This is a genomic window from Mixta sp. BE291, from assembly GCF_031457955.1.
GTDB lineage: Bacteria > Pseudomonadota > Gammaproteobacteria > Enterobacterales > Enterobacteriaceae > Mixta.
Genome location: NZ_JAVDXN010000001.1, coordinates 405053 through 419236, shown reverse-complemented (window position 1 = coordinate 419236; position 14184 = coordinate 405053). Strand labels below are relative to the sequence as shown.

14 protein-coding genes are annotated in these 14184 nt (G+C 57.2%); 8 read left to right on the top strand and 6 right to left on the bottom strand.

Translation table 11 applies throughout. The annotated features are described in order from the left end of the window. Positions 1-8 precede the first annotated feature (8 nt). Genes phoP through J2X14_RS01900 form a run of 3 tightly spaced genes read left to right on the top strand, consistent with a single transcriptional unit; the run spans position 9 to position 3323 of the window. Entirely contained in the window at positions 9-677 is a 669-nt protein-coding gene (gene phoP / locus J2X14_RS01910; RefSeq protein ID WP_352409522.1) for a two-component system response regulator PhoP, read from the top strand. A gap of 6 nt (positions 678-683) precedes the next feature. Continuing rightward, entirely contained in the window at positions 684-2144 is a 1461-nt protein-coding gene (gene phoQ, locus J2X14_RS01905; RefSeq protein WP_352409521.1) for a two-component system sensor histidine kinase PhoQ, read from the top strand. Between the two features lie 54 nt (positions 2145-2198). Continuing rightward, positions 2199-3323: a ribosomal protein uL16 3-hydroxylase gene (locus J2X14_RS01900; RefSeq protein ID WP_352409520.1), complete on the top strand. Its 1125-nt coding sequence runs from the start codon at positions 2199-2201 to the stop codon at positions 3321-3323. Between the two features lie 53 nt (positions 3324-3376). Here J2X14_RS01900 and pepT read toward each other — a convergent pair whose 3' ends face one another. Next, positions 3377-4606 (bottom strand): peptidase T, encoded by a 1230-nt coding sequence (pepT, locus tag J2X14_RS01895; protein ID WP_352409519.1) that lies wholly within the window; start codon positions 4604-4606, stop codon positions 3377-3379. A gap of 270 nt (positions 4607-4876) precedes the next feature. Between pepT and potA the strand changes: the two genes are divergently transcribed. Genes potA through potD form a run of 4 tightly spaced genes read left to right on the top strand, consistent with a single transcriptional unit; the run spans position 4877 to position 8664 of the window. Next, positions 4877-5992 carry a spermidine/putrescine ABC transporter ATP-binding protein PotA gene (potA, locus tag J2X14_RS01890; RefSeq protein ID WP_352409518.1) on the top strand — a complete coding sequence of 372 codons (1116 nt, stop codon included), beginning with the start codon at positions 4877-4879 and terminating at the stop codon, positions 5990-5992. Next, positions 5976-6836: a spermidine/putrescine ABC transporter permease PotB gene (gene potB / locus J2X14_RS01885; protein WP_502889929.1), complete on the top strand. Its 861-nt coding sequence runs from the start codon at positions 5976-5978 to the stop codon at positions 6834-6836. Before potA ends, potB begins: the two co-directional genes overlap by 17 nt. Beyond that, on the top strand, positions 6833-7606 hold the full coding sequence (gene potC / locus J2X14_RS01880; protein WP_352410118.1) for a spermidine/putrescine ABC transporter permease PotC: 774 nt from the start codon (positions 6833-6835) through the stop codon (positions 7604-7606). Before potB ends, potC begins: the two co-directional genes overlap by 4 nt. Positions 7607-7617: 11 nt before the next feature. Next, complete coding sequence (gene potD, locus J2X14_RS01875; RefSeq protein WP_352409516.1) at positions 7618-8664, top strand: spermidine/putrescine ABC transporter substrate-binding protein PotD; 1047 nt, start codon at positions 7618-7620, stop codon at positions 8662-8664. A 91-nt stretch (positions 8665-8755) separates the two neighbouring features. On the opposite strand, the gene cobB is transcribed toward potD, so the two are convergent. The 5 genes from cobB to lolC are packed head-to-tail and all read right to left on the bottom strand — an operon-like array spanning position 8756 to position 13673. Then, positions 8756-9595 (bottom strand): Sir2 family NAD+-dependent deacetylase, encoded by an 840-nt coding sequence (gene cobB, locus J2X14_RS01870; protein ID WP_352409515.1) that lies wholly within the window; start codon positions 9593-9595, stop codon positions 8756-8758. A 14-nt stretch (positions 9596-9609) separates the two neighbouring features. Further along, positions 9610-10518: an N-acetylglucosamine kinase gene (gene nagK, locus J2X14_RS01865; protein WP_352410117.1), complete on the bottom strand. Its 909-nt coding sequence runs from the start codon at positions 10516-10518 to the stop codon at positions 9610-9612. A 17-nt stretch (positions 10519-10535) separates the two neighbouring features. Next, positions 10536-11777 carry a lipoprotein-releasing ABC transporter permease subunit LolE gene (lolE, locus tag J2X14_RS01860; protein ID WP_352409514.1) on the bottom strand — a complete coding sequence of 414 codons (1242 nt, stop codon included), beginning with the start codon at positions 11775-11777 and terminating at the stop codon, positions 10536-10538. Then, positions 11777-12481: a lipoprotein-releasing ABC transporter ATP-binding protein LolD gene (lolD, locus tag J2X14_RS01855; protein WP_352409513.1), complete on the bottom strand. Its 705-nt coding sequence runs from the start codon at positions 12479-12481 to the stop codon at positions 11777-11779. Before lolD ends, lolE begins: the two co-directional genes overlap by 1 nt. After that, positions 12474-13673, bottom strand: coding sequence for a lipoprotein-releasing ABC transporter permease subunit LolC (gene lolC, locus J2X14_RS01850; protein ID WP_352409512.1), 1200 nt, complete (start codon positions 13671-13673; stop codon positions 12474-12476). Before lolC ends, lolD begins: the two co-directional genes overlap by 8 nt. A gap of 244 nt (positions 13674-13917) precedes the next feature. On the opposite strand from lolC, the gene J2X14_RS01845 reads away from it, so the two are divergent. Further along, complete coding sequence (locus J2X14_RS01845; protein WP_352409511.1) at positions 13918-14127, top strand: hypothetical protein; 210 nt, start codon at positions 13918-13920, stop codon at positions 14125-14127. The last annotated feature ends 57 nt before the right edge of the window (positions 14128-14184 follow it).

The window sequence follows — 14184 nt, the reverse complement described above, 5'->3', positions numbered from 1 at the left end:
AACGTTATATGCGCGTTTTGGTTGTAGAGGATAACGCTTTGCTGCGCCATCACCTCTCTGTACAGCTGCGTGAAATGGGGCATCAGGTCGATGCGGCTGAAGATGCGAAAGAAGCGGACTATTTCCTGGCTGAGCACTCTCCCGATATCACGCTGGTGGATTTAGGCCTGCCCGACGAAGATGGCATGACGCTAATCCGTCGCTGGCGTGCGCAAGAGGTTAAGCAGCCGATTCTGGTGCTGACCGCGCGCGAAGGCTGGCAGGCCAAGGTAGAGGCGCTGGAAGCGGGTGCGGATGATTATGTCACCAAGCCTTTCCATATCGAAGAAGTGGTGGCACGTATGCAGGCGCTGATGCGCCGCAACAGCGGGCTGGCCTCGCAAATCATTAATCTGGCCCCTTTTCATATCGATCTGTCACGTCGTGAGCTGACGGTCAACGAGCAGTCGATCAAACTGACCGCCTTTGAATACACCATTATCGAGACGCTTATTCGTAATGTGGGCAAAGTGGTCAGTAAGGATTCACTGATGCTGCAACTTTATCCCGACGCCGAACTGCGTGAAAGTCACACCATTGATGTGCTGATGGGTCGGCTACGTAAAAAAATTCAGGCGGCGTATGCGCAGGAAGTGATCACGACAGTGCGCGGTCAGGGCTACCGCTTCGATATTTAACCATTGATGAAACTTCTACAGAGCTATCGCCCTTTTTCGCTGCGCGCCCGCTTCCTGTTAGCGACCGCCGCCGTGGTGCTGATCCTTTCTCTCTCCTATGGCATGGTGGCGGTGGTTGGCTACATCGTCAGCTTTGATAAAACCACCTATCGCGTTATGCGCGGCGAAAGCAATTTGTTTTATACCCTTGCCCAGTGGAAAGATAACCAGCTGACCATTGAGCAGCCAAAGCAGATGACGCTGAACTCGCCTACGCTGGTGTTTATTTACGATGAACGCGGACGGTTGCTGTGGCAGCAGCGCAACGTGCCGGAAATCCGCCATAAAATTCATCCCGAATGGCTGAAAAAGCCCGATTTTTACGAAATCGACACCAATAATCAAACCAGTAATAAAGCGCTGGGCGATGACCAGGCAGCGAAAAACAAGCTGCACGCTTATGACGATAACGGCGACGGCACCTTTACCCACTCGGTGGCGGTGAACCGTTACGATGCCACCACCAGCCTGCCTGCGCTGACCGTGGTGGTGGTGGATTCTATTCCCCAGGAACTGCAACACTCCGACGTGGTCTGGTCATGGTTCAGCTATGTGCTGCTGGTTAACCTACTGCTGGTGATCCCGCTGCTGTGGCTGGCGGCGCACTGGAGCCTGCGGCCTATCGGCACGCTGGCCAGCCAAATTCGAGAGCTGGAGAGCAGCCAGCGTGACGCACTGGATCCCAATCCGCCGCAGGAGCTGCGCAGCCTGGTGCGTAACCTGAATTTGCTGCTGGACAATGAGCGCCAGCGCTACACGCGCTACCGCACCACGCTTTCCGATTTGACGCACAGCCTGAAAACCCCGCTGGCGGTGCTGCAAAGTACGCTGCGCTCGCTGCGCGGCGGTAAAAATTTCTCTGTCGAGCAGGCGGAGCCGATCATGCTGGAGCAGATCAGCCGCATTTCGCAGCAGATTGGCTACTACTTGCATCGCGCCAGTATGCAGGCGGACCACAATCCCCTGAAGCGCGAGCTGCATTCCGTTTCCGCGCTGCTGGATAGCCTCTGCTCGGCGCTGAACAAGGTTTATCAGCGCAAAGGGGTTTCGCTGACGCTGGATATTTCGCCGGAAATCACCTTTGTCGGCGATCAAAACGATTTTATGGAAGTGATGGGCAATGTGCTGGATAACGCCTGCAAATATTGCCTGGAATTTGTGGAGATCAGCGCGCGGCAGACCGATTCCAGCCTGCAATTGATTGTGGAAGATGACGGGCCAGGCATTCCTGAAAGCAAACGCGAAATGATCTTCCTGCGCGGTCAACGCGCGGATACGCTGCGTCCAGGCCAGGGGCTGGGGCTGGCGGTAGCGCGCGATATTCTGGAGCAGTACGCTGGCGATATCGAAGCCGGAACCAGCCCGCTTGGCGGCGCGCTTATGAAAGTAATTTTTCAGCGACAGGAGGTCGAACATAACCTTGAGTAGAACCCTGCCGCCGCTGTTATACTCTACCTATTCTCGCCTGCACTGGAAAATCTTATGGATTATCAGCTCGACCTCAACTGGACCGATTTTTTACAAAATTACTGGCAGAAGCGCCCTGTCATTCTGAAGCGCGGCTTCAAAAACTTTGTCGATCCCCTCTCGCCGGATGAACTGGCGGGCCTGGCGATGGAGGCGGAAGTAGACAGCCGCCTGGTGAGCCAGCAGGACGGCAAATGGCAGGTCAGCCATGGCCCGTTTGAAAGTTACGATCACCTTGGTGAGCATAACTGGTCGCTGCTGGTGCAGGCGGTTAACCACTGGCATGAACCGTCTGCCGCGCTGATGCGTCCGTTCCGCTTTTTACCGGACTGGCGTATTGACGATCTGATGATCTCTTTTTCGGTGCCCGGCGGCGGCGTTGGCCCGCATCTCGATCAGTATGATGTCTTTATTATTCAGGGCACCGGCCGCCGACGCTGGCGCGTAGGGGAAAAGGTGGCGCTTAAGCAGCACTGCCCGCACCCCGATCTGCTGCAGGTCGAGCCGTTTGACGCCATTATCGATGAAGAGATGGAACCGGGCGATATCCTCTATATTCCGCCAGGTTTTCCGCATGAAGGTTATTCGCTGGAAAACGCGCTGAACTATTCCGTGGGTTTCCGTGCGCCAAGCGGACGTGAGCTAATCAGCGGCTTCGCTGATTTTGTGCTGGCACGCGAGCTGGGCGGTCGCCGCTACAGCGATCCGCAGATTGCCGCGCGCGACTGTCCGGCAGAGATTCTGCCGCAGGAAATCGACGGTATTCGTCAGCTGATGATGGAGGTTATCGATCAGCCGGAGCAGTTCCGTCAGTGGTTTGGCGAGTTTATTTCCCAGTCGCGTCATGAGCTGGATATCGCGCCGCCGGAGCCGCCCTATCAGCCGGATGAAATTTATGATGCGCTGCAACAGGGCGACAAGCTGTCACGTCTTGGCGGGCTGCGGGTGCTGAAAATCGGCAACGCGGTGTTTATCAACGGCGAACAGCTGGAATCCGCTTGGCCTGCGGCGTTAAACGCGCTGGCGTCGAAGCAAACGCTGGGGCTGGATGATTTTGCCGACGCGCTCGACGATCCGGCGTTTCTGGCGCAGCTGGCTGGCCTGGTCAACAACGGTTACTGGTATTTTAACGAAGGCTAACCGATCACAGCAAAACGGGAGCGGCGGCGGGTGCGATACCCGCCGCCGTTTTTTTATGATTTTTTCTCTGCTGCCAGTCGGGCAATATCCACAATCACGTCTACCGTTTTTTGCATAATATCCAGCGAAGCAAACTCATGTTTACCGTGGTAGTTATAGCCGCCGGTAAAGACATTCGGGCAAGGCAGGCCTTTAAAAGAGAGCCATGCGCCATCGGTGCCGCCACGAATCGGCTTCACATCCGGCTCTACGCCGCAGTTGCGCATCGCCTGCAGCGCCAGCTCAATGCTGTGCGGATGCGCCTCAACGATTTCGCGCATGTTGTAATAGCTGTCCTCGACCGTGACATCGATATAGCAGTCGGGATTCAGTCCTTTGCCCACGCGGCGGGCGATATCAATCAGCTTCTGCTTGCGCGTTTCAAAACTGTCGCGGTCGAAGTCGCGGACGATATAGCTTAGCTCTGCGCGCTCCACTGAGCCTTTGATGCCATGCAGATGGTAAAAACCTTCATAGCCGCTGGTAAACTGCGGCTTCTCGGTCGCCGGGACTTCGGCATGAAAGCGCATCGCCAAATCAAGGGCGTTCACCATTACGCCCTTCGCCGTGCCGGGATGCACGTTATTGCCGACGATTTTGACCGTCACCGAGGCGGCATTAAAGTTTTCAAACTGAAACTCGCCCAGCCCGCTGCCATCAATGGTGTAGGCCCAGTCTGCGCCGAAGGCGGCCACATCAAAATGCTCGGTGCCGCGTCCCACTTCTTCATCCGGCGTAAAGGCGATGCGAATTTCGCCGTGCGCAATATCCCCCTGCATCAGTCGCGCCACCGCCGTCATGATTTCCGCTACGCCCGCTTTATCGTCCGCGCCGAGCAGGGTTTTGCCGTCGGTGGTAATCAGCGTATGACCAATCAGCTGGTGCAGCACGGGAAACATCACCGGCGAGAGGATCTCTTCACCGATGCCGAGCGCAATATCACCGCCGCGATAGTTCTCCACGATTTGCGGGTTGACATGCTTGCCGCTGAAATCGGGCGAGGTATCCACGTGGGAGATAAAGCCGATCACCGGCGTGGGATAATCCACATTTGCCGGTATGGTCGCCATCACGCAGCAGTGTTCGCTCAGGGTGACATTTTTCAGCCCCAGCTCGGTTAACTCTTTCTGTAGTGCCCTGGCCAGCTGCCACTGCCCTTCCGTACTGGGAACCTGGCGCGCATGCGCACGCGACTGCGTATCAAACGAAACATAGTGTAAAAACCGGTCGAGTAGCGTTGTCATCTTTATTCTCTCTCAATGGCAGTGAGCTATTATGGAAAGCCTGCGTTGCCAACATATTGCGTCAGGTCATAGTGTTAAAGCGTAGTGTGCAAAAAGGCAAATCGCTTTTTTATCAGGGTAAATAGCGGTTATTAGCCTGCAAGCATGGAATTAACACGGTTTTCAGGTATCATCGCGCCCCTGACTTTGTTGGCTGGTCGACCGTAGCGACCCGCTCTACACACATACAGGCAGACCTGACTGCCGATAACTTCGGGCTGAGTGACTAAAATGACGCAAACACGCGCGCAAACGGCGCTGGTTACGCTTTCTGGCATCAGTAAAGCTTTTGACGGCAAAGAGATCATTGCCGACTTTAACCTGACCATACACCACGGCGAATTTATTACGTTGCTGGGCCCCTCCGGCTGCGGCAAAACCACCATTCTGCGTTTGATCGCCGGTCTGGAAGAGACCGATAGCGGCGAGATTGTGCTCGACGGTGAAACCATCACCGCGACCCCTGCTGAACAGCGCCACGTCAATACCGTTTTCCAGAGCTATGCGCTGTTTCCGCATATGTCGGTGTTTGAAAACGTTGCGTTTGGCCTGCGGATGCAGAAAACGCCCGCGGCTGACATTACCGCGCGCGTTAACGAGGCGCTGGCGATGGTGCAGCTGGACAGCTTCGCCGACCGGCGTCCGCATCAGCTCAGCGGTGGTCAACAACAGCGCGTCGCCATTGCGCGCGCGGTGGTGAACCGGCCGAAAGTGCTGCTGCTGGATGAGTCGCTGTCGGCGCTGGATTACAAGCTGCGCAAGCAGATGCAGAATGAGCTAAAAGCGCTGCAGCGCAAACTGGGCATCACCTTTGTCTTCGTCACGCACGATCAGGAAGAGGCGCTCAGCATGTCGGATCGCATTGTGGTGCTGCGTGACGGCCGCATCGAGCAGGATGGCTCGCCGCGTGAGATTTATGAAGAGCCAGCCAACCTGTTTGTGGCGCGCTTTATCGGCGAGATCAACGTATTTGACGCCGAGGTTATCGCGCCGCTGGACAATCAGCGCGTCCGCGCGCGCGTGGAAGGCCGCGAATGCGATATTCTGGTGCCCTTCCCGGTCACCGTTGGACAGCCGCTGCATGTGCTGCTCCGCCCGGAGGATCTGCGCGTTGAAGAGATTCACGACGGCGACAACGCCGAAGGCCTGGTGGGCTTTGTGCGCGAACGCAATTATAAAGGCATGACGCTGGAATCCACCGTTGAGCTGGAAAACGGCAAACTGGTTACCGTCAGTGAGTTCTTTAACGAAGACGATCCCGATTTTGATCACTCGCTGAATCAAAAAATGGCCATTACCTGGGTTGAAAGCTGGGAGGTGGTGCTGCCTGATGAAAATAATGCGTAACCGTTTTCAGAAAACCATTATCACGCTGATTGTCGGTTGGCTGTTACTGTTTGTCTTTCTGCCCAACCTGATGATTATCGTCACCAGTTTCCTGACGCGCGATGACGCTAACTTTGTTCGTCTGGCGCTCACCTTCGATAACTACACCCGGCTGCTCGATCCGCTGTATGGCGCGGTGCTGCTGCACTCGTTGAATATGGCGCTGATCGCCACGCTTTGCTGTTTGCTGCTGGGTTATCCTTTTGCCTGGTGCCTGACGAAGCTGCCGACGCGCATCCGCCCGATACTGCTATTTCTGCTGATTGTGCCTTTCTGGACTAACTCGCTGATTCGCATCTACGGCCTGAAAATCTTCCTCAGTACACGCGGCTGGCTGAACGAGTTTCTGCTGTGGCTGGGGGTGATCGATAAGCCCTTCCGCATCATGTACACCTCTGAAGCGGTGGTGCTGGGGCTGGTCTATATTCTGCTGCCGTTTATGGTGATGCCGCTCTATTCCAGCCTGGAAAAGCTGGATAAGTCCTGCCTGGAAGCGGCGCGCGACCTGGGCGCCAGCAAGCTGCAAACCTTCTGGCGTATTATTCTGCCGCTGACCATGCCGGGCATTGTCGCCGGTTGCCTGCTGGTGCTGCTGCCCGCGATGGGGCTGTTTTTCGTAGCCGATCTGATGGGCGGGGCGAAAAACCTGCTGATCGGTAACGTGATTAAAAGCCAGTTCCTGAATATTCGCGATTGGCCATTTGGCGCGGCCACCAGCATTGTGCTGACGCTGGTCATGGGTCTGATGCTGCTGTTCTACTGGCGCGCAGCGCGCATGCTGAACAAGAAAGTGGAGCTGGAATAATGGGTAAAACATTACGCAGCGGCTTTATGTTTCTTATTTACGCCTGGCTTTATATTCCGATCGTGATTCTGATCGTTAACTCGTTTAACGCCTCGCGCTTCGGCATTAACTGGCAGGGTTTCAGCACCCAGTGGTATGCGCTGTTAATCAATAATGACAGCCTGATTCAGGCGGCGAAGCACTCGCTGATTATGGGCGTGCTCTCTGCCAGCTTCGCGACGCTTATCGGCGCGCTGACGGCGGTGGCGCTTTACCGCTATCGCTTTCGCGGCAAACCGTTTGTCAGCGGCATGCTGTTTGTGGTGATGATGTCGCCCGATATTGTGATGGCCATTTCCCTGCTGGTGCTGTTTATGCTGCTGGGCATTTCGCTGGGCTTCTGGTCGCTGCTGGTTTCGCATATTACCTTCTGCCTGCCGTTTGTGGTGATCACCGTCTACTCACGCCTGAAAGGGTTTGATGTCAGGATGCTGGAAGCGGCGCGAGATTTAGGCGCCAGCGAGGTCACCATTCTGCGCAAAATTATTCTGCCGCTGGCGATGCCGGCCGTTGCCGCAGGCTGGCTGCTGAGCTTTACCCTGTCGATGGATGACGTGGTGGTCTCCTCGTTCGTCACCGGGCCGAGCTTTGAAATTCTGCCGTTAAAAATCTATTCCATGGTAAAGGTCGGCGTTTCGCCGGAAGTGAACGCGCTGGCAACCATCCTGATGGTGCTGTCGCTGCTGCTGGTGGTCGCGAGTCAGCTGTTGCTGCGTGATAAAACTAAGTAAGAGGAAAAGTCATGAAGAAATGGGGTTACTGGCTGGCCGCTGGCGCGCTGGCGCTGGGCTTACAGAGCGCGCAGGCCGCTGATGACGGCAAGACGCTTTATTTCTATAACTGGACGGAATATGTCCCGCCGGGGCTGCTGGAGCAGTTCACCAAAGAGACCGGCATCAAGGTGATCTACTCCACCTACGAATCCAATGAGAGTATGTACGCCAAGCTGAAAACCTATCAGGACGGCGCATACGACCTGGTGGTGCCTTCCACCTATTTCGTGGCGAAAATGCGCAACGAAGGCATGATCCAGAAGATCGATAAAAGCAAGCTGAGCAACTTCAGCAATCTCGATCCCAATCTGCTGAATAAGCCGTTCGATCCCAATAACGACTATTCGATCCCTTATATCTGGGGCGCAACGGTGATCGGCGTTAACAGCGACGAGATCGATAGCAAAAGCGTCACCCGCTGGGCCGATTTGTGGAACCCGCAATATAAACAGAGCCTGCTGTTAACCGACGATGCGCGTGAAGTTTTCCAGATGGCGCTGCGCAAGCTGGGCTATTCCGGCAACACGCGCGATGCCAAAGAGATTAACGCGGCTTACGAAGAGCTGAAAAAGCTGATGCCGAACGTGCTGGCGTTTAACTCCGACAACCCCGGCAACCCGTTTATGGAAGGTGAAGTTAACCTGGGCATGATCTGGAACGGTTCCGCTTACGTGGCACGCCAGGCAGGCACGCCGCTGGAAGTGGTATGGCCGAAGGAAGGCGGCATTTTCTGGATGGATAGCCTGGCTATTCCGGCGAATGCCAAGAACAAAGAAGGCGCGTTGAAGCTGATTAACTTCCTGCTGCGCCCGGACGTCGCCGCGCAGGTAGCAGAAACCATCGGTTATCCGACGCCGAACCTGGCGGCGAAAAAATTGCTGCCCGCTAACGTCGCCAACGATGCCTCGCTCTACCCCTCTGAAGCGGTGATCAAAAACGGCGAATGGCAGGATGACGTCGGCGACGCCAGCGTGCAGTACGAAATGCTGTTCCAGAAGCTGAAGGCGGGCCGCTAAGCATAGACCTTCCCTGCCGCAATGCCATCGTGCTTAAGTTGGCGTTGCGGCAGCATAAGCAGGCGCTAACTAATCGCGCCTGTGACTAACCTCACACCAGGCGATACAAACCTTTCTGAAACTTCTCCACCCAGGCAGGCACCACTTCGCTCGCCAGCCCGTAGTGTTTCTCCGCAAACTGGTTGCCCACCTGGCTCGGTTCCAGGTTTAGCTCAACGGTATGCACGCCCTGCAATTTTGCTTCATGCACAAAACCGGCAGCGGGATAGACATGGCCAGACGTGCCGATGGCCAGGAAGTAGTCCGCCTCCGCCAGCGCCTGATAGATCTCATCCATTCCCAGCGGCATTTCACCGAACCAGACTACGTGCGGACGCAGGCGGGCAGGAAACTGACAGCAGTGGCAGCGATCGTCGGCGCTGACGTCACCGCTCCACTCCAGCACCTGGCCGCTCATTTCACAGCGCACCTTGAGCAGTTCGCCATGCATATGCAGCACGCGCTGGCTACCGGCACGCTCGTGCAGGTTATCGATATTCTGGGTGACCAGCAGAAAATTATCGCCCAACACCGATTCCAGCTCCGCCAGTGCCAGATGCGCGGCGTTTGGCTGGATCTCCGGCTGCTGGAGCTGGCGGCGACGCGCGTTATAAAACGCCTGCACCAGCGCGGGATCGCGCGCGAAGCCTTCCGGCGTGGCGACATCTTCAATACGATGCTCTTCCCACAGTCCGTCGTCGGCGCGAAAAGTACGAATGCCCGATTCAGCGGAAATGCCCGCACCGGTCAACACCACCACCCGAGGTTGCGGATGGGCCGCCAGTTCAGCGTTACGATCGCGCTCAAAAATACGCTGCCGGAAGCGCTGATGCATTTTGCGCCGGGTTTTGCGGAAGCGCGCAATACGTAAACGGCGACGGGGTGTGCGCATAAAAACTCCTTAAGTTACCTGAGATGCAGGAATGCGGCACCGCGCATTCCGCCCGCATCGCCATGACGCGCCTGGGCAAAGCGCGGCGGCTTCGCCCGCGGCAGCAGATGCGGTTGCACCTGCTCCGCCAGCCCGTCATAGAGCGCTGCGAAATTGGACAATCCACCGCCCAGCACCACTAAATGCGGATCGAGCAGGGTAAGCAGATTGCCGAGACAAACCGCCAGCAGCGCGCGAAAGCGTTCGGTATGCGCCTGCGCCTGCGGATCGCCCTGATAATAGCGTTCAACAATGGCGGGCGCACTGAGCGTCTGCTGATAAAAATGGTGAAACAGCCAGGCGAACCCCTGGCCGGATAGATAGGTTTCAATGCAGCCGCGTTTACCGCAGCCGCACTGGCGCAGCGGAATATCCGCCCCCAGCAGCGCCAGCGCATCCATCGGCAGCCGCATATGCCCCGCTTCGCCGCTGATAAAGCTGCGCCCGGAGAGCGGCTTGCCATCAACCACAATGCCGCCGCCGACGCCGGTGCCGAGAATCAGCCCCAGCACCACCGGGTAAGCGCGGAATTCATCATCCCACGCTTCGGAAAGCGCAAAGCAGTTCGCATCGTTATCGATACGCACGTCACGCCCCAGCCGTGCGCTGAGATCGTGACCCAGGCGCTGCCCCTGCGCCGCCGGTACGTTGGCGGTAAACAGCGTGCCGTCGTCGGGGTTCGGCAGGCCGGGTACGCCCACGCCGACGCATCCGCGCTGACCGGTTATTGCATCCGCCTCCGCCGTCAGGCTGGCAAAGCTTTCCAGCAGCTGCGCATAGTCATCACGCGGCGTCGGGACGCGCTTGCTCCAGATCAGCTGGCGCTGCGCATCGTAAACACCGAGGGCGATTTTGCTGCCGCCCATATCGAAGCCGTAGTAGATCTTTTCCGCTGTCACGATTACTGCCCGCTTAATACGCGCGCCGGATCGATACGGCTGGCGCGCCGGGCCGGATACCAGCTGGCCACCAGGCTCAGGACAATGGCGGTTGCCAGCACCGAGACCACATCCAGCCAGTGCAGCTCCGACGGCAGGAAATCGATAAAGTAGATGTCGCCGGAAAGAAAATGATGTCCGGTCAGATGTTCGATGCCGCGCATCAGCGGCGTCAGGTTCAACGCGGCCAGCACGCCCACTATCGCCCCGCTAACGCTGCCGGTCAGCCCGGCACGCAGCCCGTACCAGACAAAAATAGCGCGAATCAGCCCATCTTTCGCCCCCAGCGTACGCAACACGGCGATATCGCTGCTTTTATCTTTCACCGCCATCACCAGCGTGGAGACAATGTTAAAGCAGGCGACGCCGATCACCAGCACCATCGCCAGATACATAATGGCGCGGATCATCTGAATATCGCGATACATATAGCCGTAGGTGCCGATCCAGCTGCGGATATAGACGTAGGCGTGGGTGACTTCGCCCGCATCGCGTACCAGCTTAACGGCGTTGAACGGGTCGGTCATTTTCAACGCAATACCGCTGACGTTGTCCGCCATATCAAGATACTTTTGCGCGTCGGCCAGCGGCACCAGCGCCAGACTGTGATCGAGCATCCCGCTCAGTTGCAGAATACCGCTCACCTGCAAGCGGATACGCTTCGGCTGCAACAGCTTATTTTGCCCATCGCTGTTGGGGATCATCACCGTCAGCCAGTCGCCCTGCTTAACGCCCAACGATTTTGCCGCGCCGCTGCCGATAATGATTTGCTGTTTACCGGCGCTGAAGCTGGACCAGGCATTGTTCTGCACAAACTGCGGCAGTGCGCTCAGTCGCTTTTCCTGCGCGGGATCGACCCCTTTCACCTGAATCGCCTGTAGCTTCGCGCCACTTTCAATCAGGCCGGTAAAATTGATATAGGGCGCGGCGGCGGCGATGCCTGACACCTGCTCCATACGCGGCAGCAGCTGTTGCCAGTCGGCAAGCCGCCCGTCGACCGGCTCGATTTCACCGTGCGGCACCACCGCCAGAATGCGATTATTTAACTCGCGTTCAAAGCCGTTCATCGCGCTCAGGCCGACGATTAACACCGCGACGCCCAGCGCGATGCCCAGCGTAGAGATCACCGAGATCAGCGAAACCATGCCGCCGCGCCGCCGTCCGCCGCTGAAGCGCGTGGCTAACAGTAAAGAGAGTGAAGCCATTACAGCGCTCCCGTCAGCGTAACCTGCTCGCTGAGCTGACCATCGCGCATTTCACGCTGCGTGGGCAGCCGCTTCGCCAGATGTAAATCGTGCGTCACCACCAGGAAAGCGGTACCCTGGCGCACGTTCAGCTCGCCCAGCAGATCGAAAATCGCATCGGCGTTGCGAGCATCCAGGTTGCCGGTAGGCTCATCGGCCATTACCAGGCGCGGATTGTTCACCAGCGCGCGCGCAATCGCCACACGCTGACGCTCGCCGCCGGAGAGTTCAGCCGGACGATGCGCCGCCCGTTTTTCCAGGCCGACCGCCCGCAGCATTTCCAGCGCGCGATCCTGCGCCTCCTGCTTCTGTTTTTTGCCAATCAGCAGCGGCATCGCCACATTTTCCAGCGCGGTAAAATCGGGCAGCAGGTGGTGAAACTGATAGATAAAGCCCAGCTCACGGTTACGTAATTCCGCTTTCTGTGCGGAAGACATGCTGCTTAACGCGCGTCCGCTGAACAGCACATCGCCGGAAGTCGGCGCGTCCAGCCCGCCCAGCAAATGCAGCAAGGTACTTTTCCCGGAGCCGGAACTGCCGACAATCGCCATCATTTCGCCGGGCCGCATGGTGAAACTGACGTCGCGTAACACGTCTGTCTGCACGCTCCCTTCCTGATAGCGTTTGCACAGTTTGTTACACTGTAACAGATTCAAATCACTCATAGCGTAAAGCCTCAGCAGGTTGTACGGCGGCAGCGCGCCAGGATGGATAAAGCGTCGACAGCAGCGCCAGCGCCATCGCCGTCAGCGCAATGGCGATCACCTGCCAGAAGGAGATATCCACCGGCAACGCCGCGCCATCAAGAAACAGACCGATAACCGGCATCAAATTATTCAGCTGGCTGGCCAGCAGCACGCCAAGCAGCGTACCGAGCAAAGCACCGATAATCCCGGCGCTGGCGCCCTGCACCATAAACACCAGCATAATCTGGCGGCGCGTTAGCCCCTGGGTTTGCAGGATTGCCACCTCGCCCTGCTTTTCCATAATCAGCAGGCCAAGCGAGGTAATGATGTTAAACGCCGCCACGGCGATAATCAGGCTCAGCAGCAGCCCCATCATGTTTTTTTCCATGCGCACCGCCTGGAACAGATCGCCTTTGCGATCGCGCCAGTCTTTCCATACCAGACCGGCCGCCAGCGGCTGCTGGCTGGTGCTGTCCACCTCCAGCGGCTTATCGAGCCACAGGCGCCAGCCGGTGATATTGCCCGCCGGGTAGCGCATCAGGCGCGAGGCGTCCTGCTGGTTAACCAGCATCTGATAGCCATCCACTTCGCTGTTAGCGGCAAAGGTGCCGATCACGTTAAACAGGCGCTGGCTGGGCAGGCGACCCATCGGCGTAAATTGGCTGGCGGAAGGCACCATCAGGCGCAGCTGGTCACCGCGCTTCACGCCCAGCTGTGAGGCCAGCTGCTCGCCCAGAATCACATTGTATTGCCCCGGCTGCAGCGCCTGCTGCTGCACGTTAACCAGGTAAGGGGTGAGAGGATCTTTTTCGTCGGGCTGCACGCCCAGCATCACGCCCACCGCCACGCTGCGCGCGCTTTGCAGCACCACGTCGCCGGTGGTTAAGGGAGCAACACGCTGCACGCCCTGCAAACGCAGGCCGCTGGCGGGCTGTTGTTGCGGATTAAGAGAGCCTTTATCGCTGGTGATCAGCGCCTGCGGCATCAGGCCAAGGATATTGCCTTCCAGTTCGCGCTCAAAGCCGTTCATGACTGAGAGAACGGTGACCAGCGCCAGCACGCCCAGGGTAATGCCGATGGTGGAAAGCCAGGATACAAACCGACCAAAGCGGTCTGAGGCACGTCCGCGCATATAGCGCAAACCGATAAATAACGCGACAGGTTGATACATGAGATCCGTCTTATGCGTAGCAAAAGCAAAAGTAGTCAGGATGATAAAGGAGCCGCTTGTTTTATGGAACCTTTACCCGTCCGAGTTGATGTTAAAGATGCATCAGAATTTTTCCGCTGCGGTTAATTGCACAAAAAAGCCCCTGCTGTTCACGCAGCGGCACGCTAATCTGCACTATACTTGCCCTTAGTATTTAAAGGGTTAACGTTACTGATTTGCCGTGCCGCTGGCACTGGAGCCGCTTATGAGTAAGTATCTAAAAGGCGCTATTGTCAAACATCAGTCTGGTGAAATTCGCGGTGAAGTGGTTACGGTCTTTGCCCAGGGAAATTTCCCCGCCAGCTATCACGTTCAATGGGATGACGGCACCTGGAGTCTGCATGCGGAGAAAGAGCTGGAGTGGGCCAATAGCGATCGCCGCACACAGGGCGATGGCGCGCGTCCCGCACATTAATGCGCCGCGCCGAGCGCTGTTCACGAGGCTTGCCGGGTAAAAACCCTGCCGCAGCAG

Bases quoted from the DNA above. Each gene is read 5' to 3' on its own strand.
- phoP (WP_352409522.1), top strand. From the start codon at position 9: ATGCGCGTTTTGGTTGTAGAGGATAACGCTTTGCTGCGCCATCACCTC.
- lolD (WP_352409513.1), bottom strand. From the start codon at position 12,481: ATGAGTGATTTGAATCTGTTACAGTGTAACAAACTGTGCAAACGCTAT.
- potD (WP_352409516.1), top strand. From the start codon at position 7,618: ATGAAGAAATGGGGTTACTGGCTGGCCGCTGGCGCGCTGGCGCTGGGC.
- lolE (WP_352409514.1), bottom strand. From the start codon at position 11,777: ATGGCTTCACTCTCTTTACTGTTAGCCACGCGCTTCAGCGGCGGACGG.
- lolC (WP_352409512.1), bottom strand. From the start codon at position 13,673: ATGTATCAACCTGTCGCGTTATTTATCGGTTTGCGCTATATGCGCGGA.
- potB (WP_502889929.1), top strand. From the start codon at position 5,976: ATGAAAATAATGCGTAACCGTTTTCAGAAAACCATTATCACGCTGATT.
- J2X14_RS01900 (WP_352409520.1), top strand. From the start codon at position 2,199: ATGGATTATCAGCTCGACCTCAACTGGACCGATTTTTTACAAAATTAC.
- phoQ (WP_352409521.1), top strand. From the start codon at position 684: ATGAAACTTCTACAGAGCTATCGCCCTTTTTCGCTGCGCGCCCGCTTC.
- potA (WP_352409518.1), top strand. From the start codon at position 4,877: ATGACGCAAACACGCGCGCAAACGGCGCTGGTTACGCTTTCTGGCATC.
- pepT (WP_352409519.1), bottom strand. From the start codon at position 4,606: ATGACAACGCTACTCGACCGGTTTTTACACTATGTTTCGTTTGATACG.
- cobB (WP_352409515.1), bottom strand. From the start codon at position 9,595: ATGCGCACACCCCGTCGCCGTTTACGTATTGCGCGCTTCCGCAAAACC.
- J2X14_RS01845 (WP_352409511.1), top strand. From the start codon at position 13,918: ATGAGTAAGTATCTAAAAGGCGCTATTGTCAAACATCAGTCTGGTGAA.